Source organism: Burkholderia sp. 4M9327F10 (assembly GCF_005503145.1).
GTDB lineage: Bacteria > Pseudomonadota > Gammaproteobacteria > Burkholderiales > Burkholderiaceae > Paraburkholderia.
The window spans coordinates 13564-29651 of the sequence record NZ_SCNV01000083.1 but is presented as its reverse complement, the minus strand read 5'-3'; the positions used below and the strand labels follow the sequence as shown (position 1 = coordinate 29651).

Annotated in this window: 15 protein-coding genes; 8 read left to right on the top strand and 7 right to left on the bottom strand. The window is 62.4% G+C overall.

Annotation, left to right across the window (positions count from 1 at the left end):
- Nucleotides 1-289 precede the first annotated feature (289 nt).
- From fliL to fliR, 7 genes are read left to right on the top strand one after another with little or no spacing between them, the layout of a single operon-like run.
- Nucleotides 290-808 (top strand): flagellar basal body-associated protein FliL, encoded by a 519-nt coding sequence (fliL, locus tag FFS45_RS38140; RefSeq protein ID WP_137959808.1) that lies wholly within the window; start codon nt 290-292, stop codon nt 806-808.
- Nucleotides 809-863: 55 nt separating this feature from the next.
- Nucleotides 864-1862: a flagellar motor switch protein FliM gene (fliM, locus tag FFS45_RS38135; protein WP_137959807.1), complete on the top strand. Its 999-nt coding sequence runs from the start codon at nt 864-866 to the stop codon at nt 1860-1862.
- Nucleotides 1855-2313 (top strand): flagellar motor switch protein FliN, encoded by a 459-nt coding sequence (gene fliN / locus FFS45_RS38130; RefSeq protein ID WP_137959806.1) that lies wholly within the window; start codon nt 1855-1857, stop codon nt 2311-2313. Before fliM ends, fliN begins: the two co-directional genes overlap by 8 nt.
- Nucleotides 2310-2972 (top strand): flagellar biosynthetic protein FliO, encoded by a 663-nt coding sequence (gene fliO, locus FFS45_RS38125; RefSeq protein ID WP_249363100.1) that lies wholly within the window; start codon nt 2310-2312, stop codon nt 2970-2972. Before fliN ends, fliO begins: the two co-directional genes overlap by 4 nt.
- Nucleotides 2973-3818, top strand: a complete 846-nt coding sequence (gene fliP, locus FFS45_RS38120; RefSeq protein WP_137959804.1) for a flagellar type III secretion system pore protein FliP — start codon at nt 2973-2975, stop codon at nt 3816-3818.
- A 35-nt stretch (nt 3819-3853) separates the two neighbouring features.
- Nucleotides 3854-4123: a flagellar biosynthesis protein FliQ gene (gene fliQ / locus FFS45_RS38115; protein WP_137959803.1), complete on the top strand. Its 270-nt coding sequence runs from the start codon at nt 3854-3856 to the stop codon at nt 4121-4123.
- A gap of 16 nt (nt 4124-4139) precedes the next feature.
- A complete protein-coding gene (fliR, locus tag FFS45_RS38110; RefSeq protein ID WP_137959802.1) occupies nt 4140-4922 on the top strand; it encodes a flagellar biosynthetic protein FliR in 783 nt (260 codons plus the stop codon).
- 54 nt (nt 4923-4976) lie between these two features.
- Here fliR and FFS45_RS38105 read toward each other — a convergent pair whose 3' ends face one another.
- Complete coding sequence (locus FFS45_RS38105; protein ID WP_137959801.1) at nt 4977-6278, bottom strand: hypothetical protein; 1302 nt, start codon at nt 6276-6278, stop codon at nt 4977-4979.
- Between the two features lie 304 nt (nt 6279-6582).
- On the opposite strand from FFS45_RS38105, the gene FFS45_RS38100 reads away from it, so the two are divergent.
- The gene (locus FFS45_RS38100; protein WP_137959800.1) at nt 6583-7575 is read left to right on the top strand and encodes a glycosyltransferase family 2 protein; all 993 of its coding nucleotides are present in this window, start codon (nt 6583-6585) and stop codon (nt 7573-7575) included.
- A 37-nt stretch (nt 7576-7612) separates the two neighbouring features.
- Here the strand turns inward: FFS45_RS38100 and FFS45_RS38095 are convergent, their stop codons facing one another.
- The 6 genes from FFS45_RS38095 to flgJ all read right to left on the bottom strand — a co-directional run bounded on the left by FFS45_RS38095 (nt 7613) and on the right by flgJ (nt 16087).
- Nucleotides 7613-9004 (bottom strand): O-antigen ligase family protein, encoded by a 1392-nt coding sequence (locus FFS45_RS38095; protein ID WP_137959799.1) that lies wholly within the window; start codon nt 9002-9004, stop codon nt 7613-7615.
- Nucleotides 9005-9030: 26 nt separating this feature from the next.
- Nucleotides 9031-10113, bottom strand: a complete 1083-nt coding sequence (locus FFS45_RS38090; RefSeq protein ID WP_137959798.1) for a glycosyltransferase family 4 protein — start codon at nt 10111-10113, stop codon at nt 9031-9033.
- Between the two features lie 551 nt (nt 10114-10664).
- Nucleotides 10665-11921, bottom strand: coding sequence for a flagellar hook-associated protein FlgL (gene flgL, locus FFS45_RS38085; RefSeq protein ID WP_137959797.1), 1257 nt, complete (start codon nt 11919-11921; stop codon nt 10665-10667).
- 11 nt (nt 11922-11932) lie between these two features.
- Nucleotides 11933-13921 carry a flagellar hook-associated protein FlgK gene (flgK, locus tag FFS45_RS38080; RefSeq protein ID WP_137959796.1) on the bottom strand — a complete coding sequence of 663 codons (1989 nt, stop codon included), beginning with the start codon at nt 13919-13921 and terminating at the stop codon, nt 11933-11935.
- A 134-nt stretch (nt 13922-14055) separates the two neighbouring features.
- On the bottom strand, nt 14056-14811 hold the full coding sequence (locus tag FFS45_RS38075) for a flagellar brake protein (RefSeq protein WP_171029869.1): 756 nt from the start codon (nt 14809-14811) through the stop codon (nt 14056-14058).
- Nucleotides 14812-15160: 349 nt separating this feature from the next.
- Entirely contained in the window at nt 15161-16087 is a 927-nt protein-coding gene (gene flgJ / locus FFS45_RS38070) for a flagellar assembly peptidoglycan hydrolase FlgJ (protein WP_137959794.1), read from the bottom strand.
- Nucleotide 16088: the final 1 nt, after the last annotated feature.

Genomic DNA, 16088 nt, shown 5'->3' with positions numbered 1-16088 from the left:
GGTTGCAGCCCGCTTTCTTTTGCCTACTTTTCTTTGCGGCGGCAAAGAAAAGTAGGTGCCGCCCCGCACAGGGGCAACGCCAATAGACCGACAAGACAACAAGGAAAGGCCAACACCGCAGGAACACCACCAAGCCGCCGCAGGCAAAAAAAAAACCAAACCGTCAGTCAGACAAACGAAAAACCCCAAAGACTAGAGATACCCCCCAAACCCCCTTCTTTTCGACCCATCGCGCCACGCGCAACTGAACAACAATTCACCCTACCAGCACTGAGGCAAGCAAGCACCCATGGCATCGACGACCGCAAACCAGCAAGGCACCGTTCAGCCGGCCGCTCCCGGCCCGATGAAGCGCATCATCCTGATCGTGCTGATCGCACTGATCGCCGCAGGCGCTGCCGGAGCCGGCACCTGGTTCTTCATGTCCCGCCATGAGCCCGCCCCCGCCGCGGCCCAGGCAGCCGCCGCTTCGGCGCCCGCGCCGCTGGCCGTGCCGGTGTTCTTCCCGCTCGAACCCATGACCGTCAACCTGCAGTCCGACGACGGCCAGCAACACTATCTGCGCATCGGTCTCACGCTCAAGCTCAACGACCCCAAGGTCCAGCAGCAGCTCACCGACCATATGCCGGAAGTCCGCAGCCGCGTCCTGCTCGCGCTGTCGAACAAACACCCGGAAGATCTCGCGCCCCTCGACGGCAAGCGCGCGCTCGCCACCGAACTGAAAGCACTGATCGAACAGCCGAACGACAAGGGCGCTGCGCCCCTCTCCGTCGAAGACGTGCTGTTCACCGAATTCGTCGTGCAGTGACGCCGCTTCACGCTGCTGCCATCATCAACCGCCAAGGGACGCACGAGGAATAGGAATGGGCCACGAAGAGTTCATGTCCCAGGAGGAGGTCGATGCCCTCCTCAAGGGCGTAACCGGCGAGTCCGACTCGGAAGCGGATCACTCCGACCGCTCCGGTGTCCGGCCGTACAACATCGCCACGCAGGAACGCATCGTCCGTGGCCGGATGCCCGGTCTCGAAATCATCAACGATCGCTTCGCGCGTCTCCTGCGCGTCGGCATCTTCAACTTCATGCGGCGCACCGCGGAAATTTCCGTCGGTCCGGTGAAGGTGCAGAAGTACAGCGAGTTCACCCGCAACCTGCCGATCCCGACCAACCTGAATCTGGTCCACGTCAAGCCGTTGCGCGGTACGTCGCTGTTCGTCTTCGATCCGAATCTGGTGTTCTTCGTCGTCGACAACCTGTTCGGCGGTGACGGGCGCTTCCATACCCGCGTCGAAGGCCGCGACTTCACGGCCACCGAACAGCGCATCATCGGCAAGCTCCTGAACCTCGTGTTCGAGCACTACACGACGTCGTGGAAGAGCGTGCGGCCGCTGCAGTTCGAGTTCGTGCGTTCCGAAATGCATACGCAGTTCGCCAACGTCGCAACGCCGAACGAAATCGTCATCGTCACGCAGTTTTCGATCGAGTTCGGCTCCACCGGCGGCACGCTGCACATCTGCATGCCGTATTCGATGATCGAGCCGATTCGCGACATCCTCTCCTCGCCCATCCAGGGTGAAGCAATGGACGTCGACCGCCGCTGGGTGCGCGTGCTCTCGCAACAGGTGCAGGCAGCGGAAGTCGAGCTGACTGCCGATCTCGCGGAGGTGCCGGTCACCTTCGAGCAGATCCTGAACATGCGCAAAGGCGATGTTCTGCCCATCAACATCCCCGAGCGCATCACGGCCAAGGTCGACGGTGTGCCGGTGATGGAATGCGGCTACGGTATTTTCAATGGTCAATATGCGTTGCGGGTCCAGAAAATGATCAGCGCAGCGGACACGATGAAGGAAGGTGGATATGACTGAGCTGAATGCAACGCCGGAGAAGGAACTGCCGGGCGAGGCGCAACTGGCCGGCGCGGATACGTCCGCCGATGAGGCCGCGCTCGACGACTGGGCCAGCGCCCTCGCCGAACAGAACGACAACAGTACGGTCAACGCAACGACCGCCGGGGTGTTCCAGCCGCTCTCGAGAGTCGAGCCGAACACCACCCGCAACGACATCGACATGATCCTGGACATTCCGGTCCAGATGACAGTCGAGCTCGGCCGCACCAAGATCGCCATTCGCAACCTGCTGCAACTCGCGCAAGGCTCGGTGGTGGAACTCGACGGGCTCGCCGGCGAACCGATGGACGTGCTGGTCAACGGCTGCCTGATCGCGCAAGGCGAAGTCGTGGTGGTCAACGACAAGTTCGGTATCCGCCTGACCGACATCATCACGCCGTCCGAGCGCATCCGGAAGCTGAATCGATGAAATGCCTTGCCGGGCGCAGCGCGCGCCCTAGTGGGCGCAGCGCGGCGCACCGGCTGTCAGCACAGCGCCGTGGTGCAGCGTCATTCACGGGTGACGCACGCGGACTCCACGCCATCGCCTGCAGCGCACTTGGTTTCGTCCTGTGCGCACCGTTCGTCCTTGCTTCGTCAAGCGCCGGCGCCGCCGACATGAATGCGGTCAACCATCCCGCATCGGTCGCCTCGGCGGTCGGCGCCGGCACCGCGGTTCCGTCGCTCGGGATCGGCGCCGTGCTGCAAACCATCTTCGGCTTGCTGGTCGTGATCGGCATGGTGTTCGCCTGTGCCTGGCTCGCGCGCCGTTTCGGCCTGCAACCGGGCAGCCGCGGCGGCATCGTGAAGACCGTCGGCGGCACCTCGCTCGGCGGCAAGGAGCGGGTCGCGGTAGTCGAGATCGGCGATACCTGGCTGGTACTCGGCGCGGCGCCCGGCAATGTGCGTCTGCTGCACACCATGCCGGCCGGCTCGGTGACGGCCGCAGGACTGTCCGGCACGGCCGATCCAGGCAGTGCCGCCAACCCGGGCAGTGCGCTGCCGGGCACCTTCGGACAACGCTTTCGCGACGCCCTCAAAGGCGAAGTGGGCAAACGTTTCAACCGGCCAGACGGCAGGGATCAGTAAATGCAGTTCAGCCATCCACCAGCGCGCCGCGAACCCACGGCCTCACGCCGCATGCCTGCCACCGGCCGGCGCCGTTTCCTCATGACGCTTTTCGCCATGCTGCGGCGCCTCGCACCGCTTGCGCTGCCGGCCCTGCTGATCGCACTGCCGTCGCTTTCGTTCGCTCAAGCGGCCGGCCTGCCCGCTTTCAACACCAGTCCGGGACCGAACGGCGGCACCACCTATTCGCTGAGCGTGCAGACCATGCTGCTGCTCACGGTGCTGTCGTTCCTGCCGGCCATGGTGCTGATGATGACGAGCTTCACCCGCATCATCATCGTGCTTTCCCTGCTGCGCCAGGCGCTCGGCACGACCACCACGCCGCCCAACCAGGTGCTGGTGGGCCTTGCGCTGTTTCTCACGCTGTTCATCATGTCGCCGGTGCTGGACAAGGCCTATAACGACGGCTACAAGCCGTTCTCCGACGGCACGCTGCCGATGGATCAGGCGGTCAACCGCGGGCTCGCGCCGTTCAAGACCTTCATGCTGCGGCAAACCCGCGAAACCGATCTGGCCTTGTTCGCACGCATTTCGCACGCCGCTCCCATGCAGGGCCCGGAAGACGTACCGCTGCCGATGCTGGTGCCGGCGTTCGTCACGAGCGAGCTGAAAACCGGATTCCAGATTGGCTTTACGATCTTCATCCCGTTCCTCATCATCGACATGGTGGTGGCAAGCGTGCTGATGTCGATGGGGATGATGATGGTGTCGCCCGCGACCATCTCGCTGCCGTTCAAGCTGATGCTGTTCGTGCTGGTGGACGGCTGGCAGTTGCTGATTGGCTCGCTCGCGCAGAGCTTCGTCTAGACCTTTTAACCTTCAACGCATCCGGTCCATTCATCATGACACCCGAATCAGTCATGGCGCTGGCGCACCAGGCGATGTACGTCGCCGTGCTGCTGGCCGCACCGTTGCTGCTGGTGGCGCTGATCGTCGGTCTGATGGTGAGCCTGTTCCAGGCCGCCACGCAGATCAACGAGGCGACCCTCTCGTTCATCCCCAAGCTGCTGGCGATCGCGGTCACACTGGTGATTGCCGGGCCGTGGATGCTGTCGACCATGCTCGACTATCTGCGCCAGATGCTGACCAACATTCCGACGCTCACCAACTGAGCGCCGCGCCGCCGCCATGTTTTCCGTCACCTATGCGCAACTGAACACGTGGATGGCCGCGTTTCTGTGGCCGCTCGTGCGGATTCTGGCGCTGGTGGCCACCGCACCGGTGTTCGGCAACATGTCGGTGTCGACGCGGGTGAAGATCGGCCTGTCCTGCTTCATCACCATCATCGTCGCGCCGACGCTTGGGCCCCTGCCCCAGGTCACCGTGTTTTCGGCGATGGGCGTGTGGATCATCGTCAACCAGTTCCTGATCGGCGCCGCGCTCGGCCTGACCATGCAGATCGTCTTCACGGCGATTCAGGCGACCGGCGAGTTCGTCGGCCTCGGCATGGGGCTGGGCTTCGCGACCTTCTTCGACCAGCAGGCAAGCGGCTCGAGCGCAGTGCTCTCGAGCTACATGAACGTGTTTGCGATGCTGGTGTTTCTCGTGCTCGACGGACACCTGCAGGTCGTCAGCGCACTGATTGCCACCTTCCAGTCGCTGCCGATCTCGGCCAATCTGCTCGGCGCGGCGGGCTGGCGCTCGCTGGCGAACTGGGGCAGCACGATCTTTTCGATGGGGTTGCTGCTGGCGCTGCCAGTGGTCGCGGCTCTCCTGATCGCCAACCTCGCGCTCGGCATTCTCAATCGCGCCGCGCCGCAGATCGGCGTGTTCCAGATCGGCTTTCCGCTCACCATGCTGGTGGGCATGCTGCTGTTGCAGCTGATGGTGCCGAATATGATCCCGTTCTTCTCGCGGCTGTTCGATAGCGGGATCGAGCAGATGGGGCGGGTGGCGGCGGGACTGCGCTAGGTCCAGTCGTGACGGCAGCGCCCGCCGGGCCGGCGCTGCCACTGCCGCTGCGGGTCAGTGAACCGCCACAGGCGCCTTGGCACAGGCTCGCCCGCTGCAAAGCAGATACATACGTTCCTTGCCCAGCACGCCCGTCCAGGCAACGGCCGTTCCCGGCCTATTGGCCGTCCGGGTGAATAGCCAGCCGTCGGCCATTTCAGCAGGGATCCAGGTGATCGGCGAAGCAGGCCAGCGCTGGCTATCAATGTTGCCGGCAACAGAGAGGCCTGCGCTCGAAGGGTCATCCGTGTAGATTGGATCGGATCCTGTTATCGCTACGATCGACTTCGCCGCCGCCGCCGCGTCACCATGCTGTTTCGTCTGGATGATCGGGAACGCCACCAGCGCTACGAACTTGAGTCCGATGACCGCTGCCACGCAGTACACCGCGATTCGTACCGTGCGTTCATTGAGCGTTGCGAGTCTTCCTGCCAGCACGAAGGCGATGAACGGGTACAGCGGCAGGATGTAGCGGATGCTGCCTTGCGGTGACATCCAATAGGGCAGGAAGTTAAGCACGGTTATGAATGCCGCGGTCGCTTCCCATGAAGCTGTCTCGCTCGATCCGGACGATTTACCCCGGAGCACACCGTAGGCTACGACTGCGGACACGGGGAGAAACCGGCAAAACGTTTCCACCGGAAATGCGACGATCTGCCTGACCCAATCGAGCAGGGTTGCCGGAAACATCCGGTTCAGAACATCGGCCGCCATTGCGCTGCCCTCATGGCCGGCAAAACCCGCACTGCTATTCAGGTGGAACCATGCGAGCGGCGCTGCGACGCCCGCGAGATAGCAGAGCACGGCAGCCGGTCTAAGGAGCGTGGGCCTGGCGTCCGGGTGCCGCAGGAAAACGACCGCCCACGTCACCAACACGAAGATATAGGCGGTCAGCGCTTTGGTCAGGAAAGCGGCCGTCACCAGCACCATTGCAAGGCCGATCGGAGCCACCGTTTTGCGCTTCGCCGCGACCATCAGGGACGCCATGGCGCCGAACGTCAGCAGTGCAAAGAGCGGATCCGAGTACGCCAGCCAGCCGTGATAAAGCAGGGCATCGGAGCTGAGAAAGACAAGCAGCGCAAGCCATGCTGCGCGGCGTGTGCCGCCCATCACGCGAACAAATGCAAACAGGCTCGCGGCGGTAAGAACGGTTGCAAGCGCCGTTACCAGCCGGCTCGCGACAAGGATATGCGCCGGACCGAACGCCATGGCGAAAGGCAGCATCGCCCAGTTCAGAAACGGTGGACGACCGTAAGCATTACCGTACAGCACCGGGTTAGACCATACGTGCCTGTGCCACATTTCGAGCGTCGTCATTGTGTACACGCCTTCCTCACCAACGTAGGGGAAAAAGAGGCTAGGTACAAAACTCAGAACGGCGGCTAACAAAAGCCAGCGCCAAAGCGCAGGCGTTTCCCCGTGTTTCATTGCTGGTTTTCCGTGTGGCCGTCAGAAGGACAGTGTTCTTGTAGAATGGCGCTCGCGCGGCCGGAGTTTATCACCCTTTGTTTCCGGCATATTTTCGGCTTTTCTTCATTAGAAAAAGGAACCGGCAGCGGCCATTCTGCTGGTTTAATAAAATTCATTCGCGATCCAGAGCGAAGCGGTTTGGGGAGTCGAGATGTTACAAAACACGGGTCTTGCGGAATGCCGGCCGCTGCTAACCATCGTTGCGCCGGCCTACAACGAGCAAGAGGTATTGCCTGAATTTCACCGCCGGGTATCGGCCGTGCTCGACACGCTTGATGTGCCTGCTGAGATCCTGTACGTGAATGACGGGAGCACCGACGCAACGCTGTCGGTCATCAGGCAACTTCATGCCGACGACCGGCGTGTGAGCCTCATCGACCTGTCGCGGAATTTCGGCAAAGAGATTGCGATGACAGCCGGTGTCGACTACGCCCGAGGCGAAGCTGTAATTGTCATCGATACAGATCTGCAGGACCCACCCGAACTGATCCCTGAAATGGTCCGCTTGTGGAAAGCGGGCCACGATGTGGTGTATGCACAGCGCGAGTCGCGCGACGGCGAAACCTGGTTGAAAAAAGCGACAGCACACTGCTTCTACAGGCTGATCGATCGGGTTGCGCACGTGCGCGTACCGCGCGACACGGGTGACTATCGCCTTTTGTCGCAACGCGCCGTTCAGGCGCTGCGGCAGATCAAGGAGCAACACCGATTCATGAAGGGCCTGTTTGCATGGGTAGGCTTCAATCAAATCGCGGTGCCATACCGTCGTGATGCACGCTACGCAGGTGTCACGAAGTGGAACTACTGGAAGTTGTGGAACTTTGCGCTTGAGGGAATCACGTCCTTTACGACGGCGCCCCTGCGTTTCGCAACCTATCTGGGCCTTGGTACGGCCGCGCTCGCCTTCTCCTATGCCGTCTTTGTCTTCTGGAAAGCGCTGGTGTACGGCGATCGGGTGCACGGCTACCCGTCGCTCATGATCGTCATACTGTTCCTTGGAGGCGTCCAGTTGATGACGCTAGGTGTAATCGGTGAATACGTCGGCCGCATGTTCAACGAAACGAAGGGCCGGCCGCTTTACTTCACAAATCAGGTGAGCCTCAGGACGGCGAACCACGAGCACGCAGGCCGGGACGGCATATAACGAGGTAGTGCGCCGGCTCGAAAAGGCGTTCCTGCGACTAAACGGGACTTGCCCCGGCGGCGCGTTGCTCACCCCCTTCTCCGCCAAAGAGCAGGATGCCCGCCAGGAGAATGAACAGATTCCCTTCGGTGAAATTGAGCAGCAGGGAGTTCGCGAAGCACCCCAGCACGAAGGCAAGCAGATAACCGCCGACAACCGTTGCCGCCAGTTTGTCGGTGCGCCGGCATTCGCGCCCAATCGAGAGGAGAAACCAGACAAACAGGGCGACGCCAACCAGCCCGAGTTGCACGCCCATCAGAAAGAACTCGTTATGTGGGTTGCTGGCCATTGCTGCGCGCCCCCCCGTGCTGTTCTGCGCGAGTTTTTCGAATTCGGTTCGCACACTGCCGGCGCCATATCCGAAAACGGGCCGATCCCGGATCAACTCCAGACTGCGCTGATAGAACTCGAGCCGCACCCCCATCGAGGTATTCTGGTTATAGACCTCGAACTGCTTGATCTCCTGCCCCGTCTCGGCAAGCCGCGAGTGTTTCGCCGTGAAGGAATAGGCCACGAGGCACAGGCATATCGCAACGCTCGCAACCGTCGCAATCCAGCGTGAACGCCGGTCCCGGTGCCGCGATTTCAGCAGTTGAACGGCGACGAAGACCGCCATGTAGGCGATCGCCACCACCTGTCCGGTGCGTCCCTGCAGCACGAACAGGACGTTCACCATCGCGAGCGCGGCGACCAGATACAGCAGCCAGCGCCCGATGCCTTTGGGCACCGCCGTGGAAAGCGCCATGGCCAGATAGCCCAGAAACGCCATCATCAGACCGCCCGAAATGTGGTCCTTGAAAACCCACGCTTTGGTCATCGGGTCGCTGCCGTGCATGGGACCCACCGCGGTCCAGCCAAGGAAGTTCGTATACGTGAGCAGCATGCTCAACGTCAGCGTGGAGAACAATCCCCATATGGCAGCGGAGTGCCACCGCGACCGGTCGCTGCCGTAGAAAACCACAAAAAGCACCGGCAGCATCAGCAGCTTCCGGTACTTCAACAGGAAGCTGAACGCCTCGTCATGGCTCGCCGCACTGTAGGCGATGCTCAGACCGAGCACGGCAAACAGCGTGAGCGCGGCGACATTCGCCGGTGAGGTGAAAATCTTCCGGCATGCCCTCCACGCCTCAGGCGACAGCAAGGCGAACAACAACACAAGCCCGGATCCGAGGTTCACCGCCGCTGTGGAGATCGGGACCGCGCATAAGGTGACGAGCGCGAACGCTCTCGCGAGGAGCAGCGGGTAAGAGCCCGATTGCGACCGTGCGCCCTTGCCTAATGTTGTTGAATGCTCGTTTGAGTGCCCGTTTGCCAGCACATCGGCGGCGCCCGCCGATGCGGCGCCGGTTTGCAGTTGCTTGACTTCGCTGGTGATGTGCGGTGCGGCCATCGTGAAACCTTTTCGCTATTCGAACTTCAGGATTCGAAAATCTTAGCTTCCTGAAGCCCCACCATCAAGGCTTCCTCGTCCCGATTCCGGTAAGGGCTGGCCGCCCCACTCTCCTGCCCAGTGAAGAATTGCGCGCGCCGGTCGAGCGCCGCTTTCGAATACATCGATGCGACGGTTTCCCGGGCACGCGCTCCGACCGACGCACGCAGGGCTGCATCGTTCAGCAATCTGGCCACAATCTGGCGCGCCTCCTCCGTGCTGTCAAAGAGAAAGCCGTTCTCGCCATGCCGGATCCAGTCGGCATAGCCGCCGCGCCGGTGGCAAACCACCGGCAACGCGCACGCCATTGCTTCGAACACCACCCGGCCAAACGTTTCGACATGCGCCCCGGTCCGGTAATAGAAGACATCGAGCGAACGCATAAAATCGGCCGCCGGTGTCGCGCCCTCCGCAAGGAGTTCGATTTTCGGCTCATTCTCTAGCGCCCCGGCAAGGGTGGTGGCGCCCTGAAGCCTGACATCCACGCCCTGGGCGGACCATTCCCGATAAAGCTCCAGGTCTTCGCCGTCATGCTTGTCGGCGGTATCGCGACTCAGGCGGCCAACGACGGGCCGGCTGCGCGTCACGGACACACCCGGCTTGAACTGCTCGATATCGACAGGCGACGGATGCACCACGCCCTCCACACCAACCTGACGCTTCTGGAACTCGGAGATGAAGACGTACTCGGCCTTCGGCCAACGCAGCAGGCGTGGATGCGTTGAGGTCAGCGTCAGGATCTTCGGATGAAACGTGTTGAACACGTAGATCAGCCGTTGCGGCGCCGGTCCAAGGTACGGCCACATCCGGTTACGCCAGTGCGAGCCGACGAAGACATAGGTGCCTCCCTTCGGCCGATGCCCCGGAGCCAGACCCAGCGGCCGGATTCCGAACTGCTCGACGAGCGCCGGCGAACTCCGCGACGACGACGACCATAGTTTTACCTCGCTGCGCGTACCCAGCAGCCGGGCAAGGTGGAGCGTTTCCTGCTCGCTGCCGCCGTACGGATTCTGGAATCCGTTGACGAGATGGATGACTGGATCGGGGCTGGATTTGAATGTATTCGTCATTGGGTGGAATGGCGCGAGTATTGTCGTCGCCCGGATTGCACGAGGTCAATCGCCGGGCTGGCTCCCGATAGCGGAGGTCTTACTGCGAAAATCATCAGCCTGCTTTCAGCGAAGACTTTGAAAAATCGCGTAATTTAACATTCGAACGCTGTTGAATCCTGTTTTCTGTCGTCGATACGGTGCCGGACCGCCCGCCCAGCATGGACGGTCATCTGCGTTAACGGCGAGCGGCGGAATAACTGAATGACCTTATGAAACAAATTGTAACATTTCTGCAGCTAAAACCCGCTAATTAAACTCGTCGATTAACAGGTTGCGGGTTTCGGGCGCGGCGGGAATATCTGCTCTGTTATGCAAAGAGGTGAGAAGAGCGTGCGCCAGCGGGACTGCCGCGCGCGACACCGGAAATGAAGCGAACCGTGGCTTGCCGCCCCGCTTCAGCATCCTGCGCCAGTCTGGATTCACGTTGATGTCAGGCACAAACAAAAACGGGAGGCCGCCGTAGCGCCTCCCGTCTTGCCCAACAGACCCCTTCGTTTACTTCTGCCGCCTTACTGGTTCAGGTACTGGAACAGCGACATCTGCTGAACCTGCACGAACGCCTGCTGCGAAGCCTGCAGCGAGTACTGCGTCTGCGTGTACTTGCTGATGGTCGACGCCATGTTGGTGTCGGTCAGATCGGCCAGCGAACTGGTGTTCTGCAAGGTCTGGTTCTGGTTCACCGTCTGCATTGCCTGAATCTGGTTCTCGCGGCCGCCCACGGTGGCGAGCACCGTCGTGACGTTGGACAGCGTGTTCTGCACCTGGGTGAGGCCGACGTTCAGCGTATTGTTGAGCGCCGCGGTCGCCGCCGGCGTATCGGCCGGGGTCTGCAACGCGGTGATCATGTTCTGGATCGTCGCGAAGATGTTGGTGCCGCCTTGCGATGCGGGAACCTGGGCGGCGGGCGTGACGGTGAACGAGTCGCCGACGGCCGGCGTGCCGGTAATCGACACGCTCTCACCGCTCGTGCCGAGCGTAATCGCCGAGCCGGCCGTGTACGGCTGCGGGGTCGGCGCGGGCGTAGTCGGGTTGGTGATATCCGACACCGTATAGCTCAAGACCGCCGGCGTGCCCGACATGCTGAACGTGATCCCATACGTATCGGCTGTCGCGGAAGCTGCCGCGTTGGTGGTGCTGACCGCACCCACGATCCCCGTGCCGGTATTGGCGGATGAGGCGTATGCAACCGGGCTCGCCGTCTGCGGTGTCACGCTCATGAACACCGACTGGCCGCTGTCGTTGGTCGCGATCGAGCTCGTGTCCGAGATCTGCGTGGTCGACACGCCGTTGTCGCCGTTGTAGACGACGGTGCCGGCCGAATTCTGCGTGAACGGCTGGGACGCCGACTGGAAGCCGCCGAACAGATAGTTGCCCGAGGGCGACTTGGTGTTCGCGAGCGACATCAGGCTGGTGTTCAGTTGTTGCAGCGTCGCCGCGATAGCGCTGCGGTTGGTGTCGTTGAGCGTGGCGTCGCCGGCGCTCAGCAACTGGGTGTTCACGCTTTGCAGCGTCGAAGTCACGCTCATCAGCGTCGAGTCTTCCGACTGCAGCGAAGTCAGCGCCGAGCTCTGATTGGTCGAGTACTGCGAGAGGGTCGCGCCCTGCATGCTCAACTGCACCGCCTGGGCTGCGCCCAAAGGATTGTCGGCGGGCGTGGAAAGGCTCACGCCGCTCGAAATCTCGCCGTACAACTGGGTCAGTTCGCTTTGCTGATTGTCCATGGTCTGGACATTCATGCTGAGATACTGCGAAGTAGAGATGCGCATCGCTCAACGCCTCAAGAGAATATGCCGAGAATGGTCTGGAACAGCGTGCTGGCCGTCTGAATGACCTTGCTGTTCGCCTGGTACAGTTGCTGGTACTGCAACAGGTTCGCTGCCTCTTCGTTGATGTTCACACCTGAAACCGACTGCTGCGCCGAGGTGATCTGCGTGACCAGGGCGGTCTGCGTCGTGTTCGATGCGTTGACCGAATTGGTCGTGTTACCCACCGTGTTCACGTAGTTCGCGTAGGCGGTCGTGAGCGTGGTGGTGCCGCCGTTGAGCGTCTGCGCGCTGACGATGTTCGACATCAGCGTCGCGTTGCGGCCGTCGCTCTGCGCGCCGGTGTTCGCTGCGATCGTGAAGGTGTCGTTGTTCGCCGGCGTGCCGGAAAGCGTCAGGCTGATGCCGTTCATCGAGCCGGCGGTGGCCGGCGTCGTGTTGATCGTCATGGTGGCGCCGGCCGTGGGCGAGTACGGCACGACCGTGGTGGCCGACGTAATCGACGTGCTGGTGCCGTTGACCGTCACCACCGAGCCGACCGGGAAGCCGGTCAGGCCGCCGGAAGTGGAGTTATACGTCAGCGTGGTGGTCGTGGAAGGCAGCGAGTAGCCGGCCGAAACGGCGCCCTCGGAAATCGTCGCGGTACCGCTGTTGCTGCCGCCGGCCGTGATCAGCACGGGCGAAGCCGCGGCGATCGCCGAACCGTTGGTGGTCGTCAGGGCGAAGCTGCTGAGCGCACCGCTCGTCGGCGACACGTTGAACGAGTCGCCGGCGTTCATCGTGCCGGTCATCGAAAAGTTCAGGCCGTCGATCGGCTGCGAAAGGCTGGTGGCCGAGCCGACCACTGCGCCGGTCTGGTTGTCGGTCAGCGTATAGGCGTTGCCGTTGTACGAGAGCGTGTAATTGCTGGTGGTCGGCTGCGTCGCATTGACGAACGACACGGCGAGCGAGGCGTTGCCGGTGTTGTTCGCGTTGGCGGTAGCCTGCGGCGCCGCGACCGAGAACAGCGCGCCGCCGGTGCTGCCGGAGAGCGACAGACCCAGCGCGTTCTGGTTGTTGACCTGGGCGGCGAAGCTGGTGGCGATCGCGCCAAGCTGCGCCTGCGCCGGGTCCAGCGACTGGGTGCGGAACGTGATCAGGCCGCCGAGCGTGCCGCCGGCATTCTGCATGCTGCTGTCGGACAGATACTGGGTCGTGGAGGCGCTCGGCGTGGTGCCGGCGGCGCCCAGATAGGTCACCGAGCTTTCGCTCGGGTTCGACGGCGAAGGCGCCGTGCCGAGGTTGTAGCTGGTGGTGCCGACCACGAGCGACTGGCCGTTCGGCAGGAACACGCTGTCACCCGTCGAGCTCGACACCACCTGCACGCCGACGAGCGACGACAGGCTCGAGATCGCCTGATCGCGCTGGTCGAGCAACTGGTTGGGCGGCTGGCCTTGCGAACTGGCTGCGCTGATCTGCTGGTTCAGCGAAGCGATCTGCTTGGTGTACGTATTGATCTGCGACACCGTCGAGGCCAATTGCGTATTCACGCTCTGGCCCAGCTGCGCATACTGCGAGCCCACCGCGTTCAGTTGCGCGGCAAGCGTCTGGCCGTCGCTGATGGCGGTTTGCCGGGTGGCGAGATTCGAGGGGCTGCTCGCAACGGTCTGCAAGCCGGTGAAATAGTTGGTGATCGCGGTCGAAATACCCGACGTCGGGCTGCCGACGAGGTTGTTCAACTGCGCGAGCATCGTGTAGTTGGTGGTCAGCGAGCCGCTGGTCGACTGTGCGTTGTTCAGCTCGGTCGTGAGGTACTGGCTGTACGCGCGCTGCACCGTGGTCGTCGACACGCCCTGCGGCAGATAGCCGGAGCCGGTGTATTGACCGGAGTTTTCCGCATAGACCGGGCTTTCGACATCGTAGCCGGGCGTCGTCGAATTGCTGATGTTCTCGCTGGTCGTATTCAGCCCCCATTGGGCTGCGTTAAGTCCGCTGAGACCGATATTGATAAGGTTGCTGGACATGCGTCATCCTGAAGGGCTGGCAACGCGCCCACCGAGTTGCCAAGACTCTATGTATATCGGCGCACTGGCGACAAAATTGAGGGGGCAACCGGTATTTATACGCGCGCCGCAGCTTCGTTGCGGCGCGCGTCAAATCAGGTTCGCACCAGCGAGCGACGCTTCATTTCAAGTTGCGTAATCAGGCGCTGCAAGGTGTTTTCGGCGCTGCCCGGCAGCCGCACGAAGCGCAGGCCGAGCTGGTAGCGCAGCGTGCCGTTCGGCAGGTCGATGGCGCGGAACGACACCAGTTGCAGATCCAGCGAAAGCTTGCCCGGCGCACCCAGGCTCAGCTCGCAATCTTCCAGCAGGCAGCCCATCGGCAGCTCTGCGACGCGCGTATCGGTCGTGCGCATGCCGACCCCGCCGAGCGACAGGTCGTGCACTTCGAAGCGGAAGCGCTCGCCGTCGGGCAAGCGGCCCGTGCAGGTATACGGATCGAGCACCGGCGCGTCGACGCGGAAAAATTCGCGGCGCTGCACGTAAAACAGCACTTCGGGGAAGTCGGCTTCGAATGCCGGACGGCCCTCGAACGTGGTCTCGCGCGGCGTGCCGGTGATGAATTCGACGCGCACGCCGTCAGGCTGGGCGTGGAAGGTGCAGCGGGGGGACGCGATCAGGCCGCGGTTCTGTTCGGCAAGCGCACCCCAGTCGAAGGTGAAAGTGCGCTCGCGTACGTCGACGTCGAGAATCCGGGTGACTAGTTGGCCTCCCTTGTACTGCGCGGTCAGAAAATCGCCGCGGTTGACGAGATTGCGCAACTGGACACCGATCTCGAGCGGATTGCGGCGACCGAAATCGTTGCCGGTTTCAGAAGAGCCTTCCATCTGGCCATTCGTCTCAGTGGTATCCATGGGCTTGCCGGTATGCATGTTCTTACGGGCCCGTGCCCGAGGTCCAGTGCCGGGGCCCGTGACACGCGCGTTTGACCGGGAAGCGTTACCCCGGTATTAAGGTCTGACTGAATAGCGGCAGTCTAGACCCAAAGTTTAGGGTAATCGGCGGAAAAATTTCCCGCAAACGTTAAACCGGCCGGCGAGGCCGGTTGCGCGCGGCTCGGCCGGCGGCGCACCAAGGCGCCGCCGGCCCCACCGTCTTGTCATGCGACATGGCCCCGTCGCCGGCATTGCTGCTTCTCGTCACCTTCAACCGTCACCTTCAATTCGCGCTTCAACCCGCGCTCAAACCTCTGCTGCCGCCCGCTCAGCTCATCCGGTCCATGATCGACATGAGCTTCTTTGCATAATGCGGATCGGTTGCGTAGCCGGCGCGCTGCATGCCGAGCGCGAAACCCGCGGCGTCGTGCGAACCGTTCAGCACCTGCGCATAACGCGGATTGTTCTTCAGCAGTTGCGCATAATCGGCCATTGCCTCGTCGTAGGAGTCATAGGCGCGGAATTTCTCGACCACGCGCTGCGGCTGGCCGTTGCGGTATTCGGTGGTCATGGTCGTGACGGTCTTACCGGTCCAGTCCTTGCCCGCCTTGATGCCGAATACATTGTGGCTGGTCTCGCCGTTCGCCTTCATGATCTCGCGCTTGCCCCAGCCCGATTCGAGCGCCGCCTGGCCGATGATGAAACGCGCCGGCACGCCGGTGGTCTCGCTCGCGGCCTGCGCGGAGGCGGCCAGCTTGTCGACGAACGCGTCGACATTGGTCGTGCCGTCGCCGTGCAGCGGCGGCGTCAGGGCGCTGTTGCGCGAGTAGCCCACGCCGTTGGCGAGCGAACCGTTTGCCTGCGAATTGCCGTAGGCCTTGGCGAGCGCATTCAGCGCCGCGGTGCTGCCGGCGCCGGCGTCGCCGCCCTGCATACCGGCGTTGTTCATCAATTGCTTGAGCATCGCGTCCGCCACACCGATCCCTTTGGACGACATCTGCTGCGCCATCTGCTCGTCCATCATCGAGGTGAACTGCGCGCCGTCGCGCGAATCGAGCGGGCCGTCCTGCGGCGTCGCATCGCGCATGCTCTTGAGCATCATCGTGATGAACGAGGCATCGAACTGCTTGGCGGCCATCTTGACGCCCTGCTGGGGCGATGCGGCAACCTTGGCACGCAGGCTGTCGAAGCCCTGCACATCGAGCGCAAAGCGCGACGACAGATCATTCGGGCCTGAAGTGGGATCGGTAGTCATC

What these genes read in the sequence shown, in the direction of transcription:
- fliO (WP_249363100.1), top strand. Translation starts at nt 2,310, where the DNA reads ATGAAATGCCTTGCCGGGCGCAGCGCGCGCCCTAGTGGGCGCAGCGCG.
- FFS45_RS38105 (WP_137959801.1), bottom strand. Translation starts at nt 6,278, where the DNA reads ATGACGACGCTCGAAATGTGGCACAGGCACGTATGGTCTAACCCGGTG.
- fliP (WP_137959804.1), top strand. Translation starts at nt 2,973, where the DNA reads ATGCAGTTCAGCCATCCACCAGCGCGCCGCGAACCCACGGCCTCACGC.
- flgK (WP_137959796.1), bottom strand. Translation starts at nt 13,921, where the DNA reads ATGTCCAGCAACCTTATCAATATCGGTCTCAGCGGACTTAACGCAGCC.
- FFS45_RS38100 (WP_137959800.1), top strand. Translation starts at nt 6,583, where the DNA reads ATGTTACAAAACACGGGTCTTGCGGAATGCCGGCCGCTGCTAACCATC.
- FFS45_RS38095 (WP_137959799.1), bottom strand. Translation starts at nt 9,004, where the DNA reads ATGGCCGCACCGCACATCACCAGCGAAGTCAAGCAACTGCAAACCGGC.
- flgJ (WP_137959794.1), bottom strand. Translation starts at nt 16,087, where the DNA reads ATGACTACCGATCCCACTTCAGGCCCGAATGATCTGTCGTCGCGCTTT.
- fliR (WP_137959802.1), top strand. Translation starts at nt 4,140, where the DNA reads ATGTTTTCCGTCACCTATGCGCAACTGAACACGTGGATGGCCGCGTTT.
- flgL (WP_137959797.1), bottom strand. Translation starts at nt 11,921, where the DNA reads ATGCGCATCTCTACTTCGCAGTATCTCAGCATGAATGTCCAGACCATG.
- fliN (WP_137959806.1), top strand. Translation starts at nt 1,855, where the DNA reads ATGACTGAGCTGAATGCAACGCCGGAGAAGGAACTGCCGGGCGAGGCG.
- FFS45_RS38075 (WP_171029869.1), bottom strand. Translation starts at nt 14,811, where the DNA reads ATGGATACCACTGAGACGAATGGCCAGATGGAAGGCTCTTCTGAAACC.
- fliL (WP_137959808.1), top strand. Translation starts at nt 290, where the DNA reads ATGGCATCGACGACCGCAAACCAGCAAGGCACCGTTCAGCCGGCCGCT.
- fliQ (WP_137959803.1), top strand. Translation starts at nt 3,854, where the DNA reads ATGACACCCGAATCAGTCATGGCGCTGGCGCACCAGGCGATGTACGTC.
- fliM (WP_137959807.1), top strand. Translation starts at nt 864, where the DNA reads ATGGGCCACGAAGAGTTCATGTCCCAGGAGGAGGTCGATGCCCTCCTC.
- FFS45_RS38090 (WP_137959798.1), bottom strand. Translation starts at nt 10,113, where the DNA reads ATGACGAATACATTCAAATCCAGCCCCGATCCAGTCATCCATCTCGTC.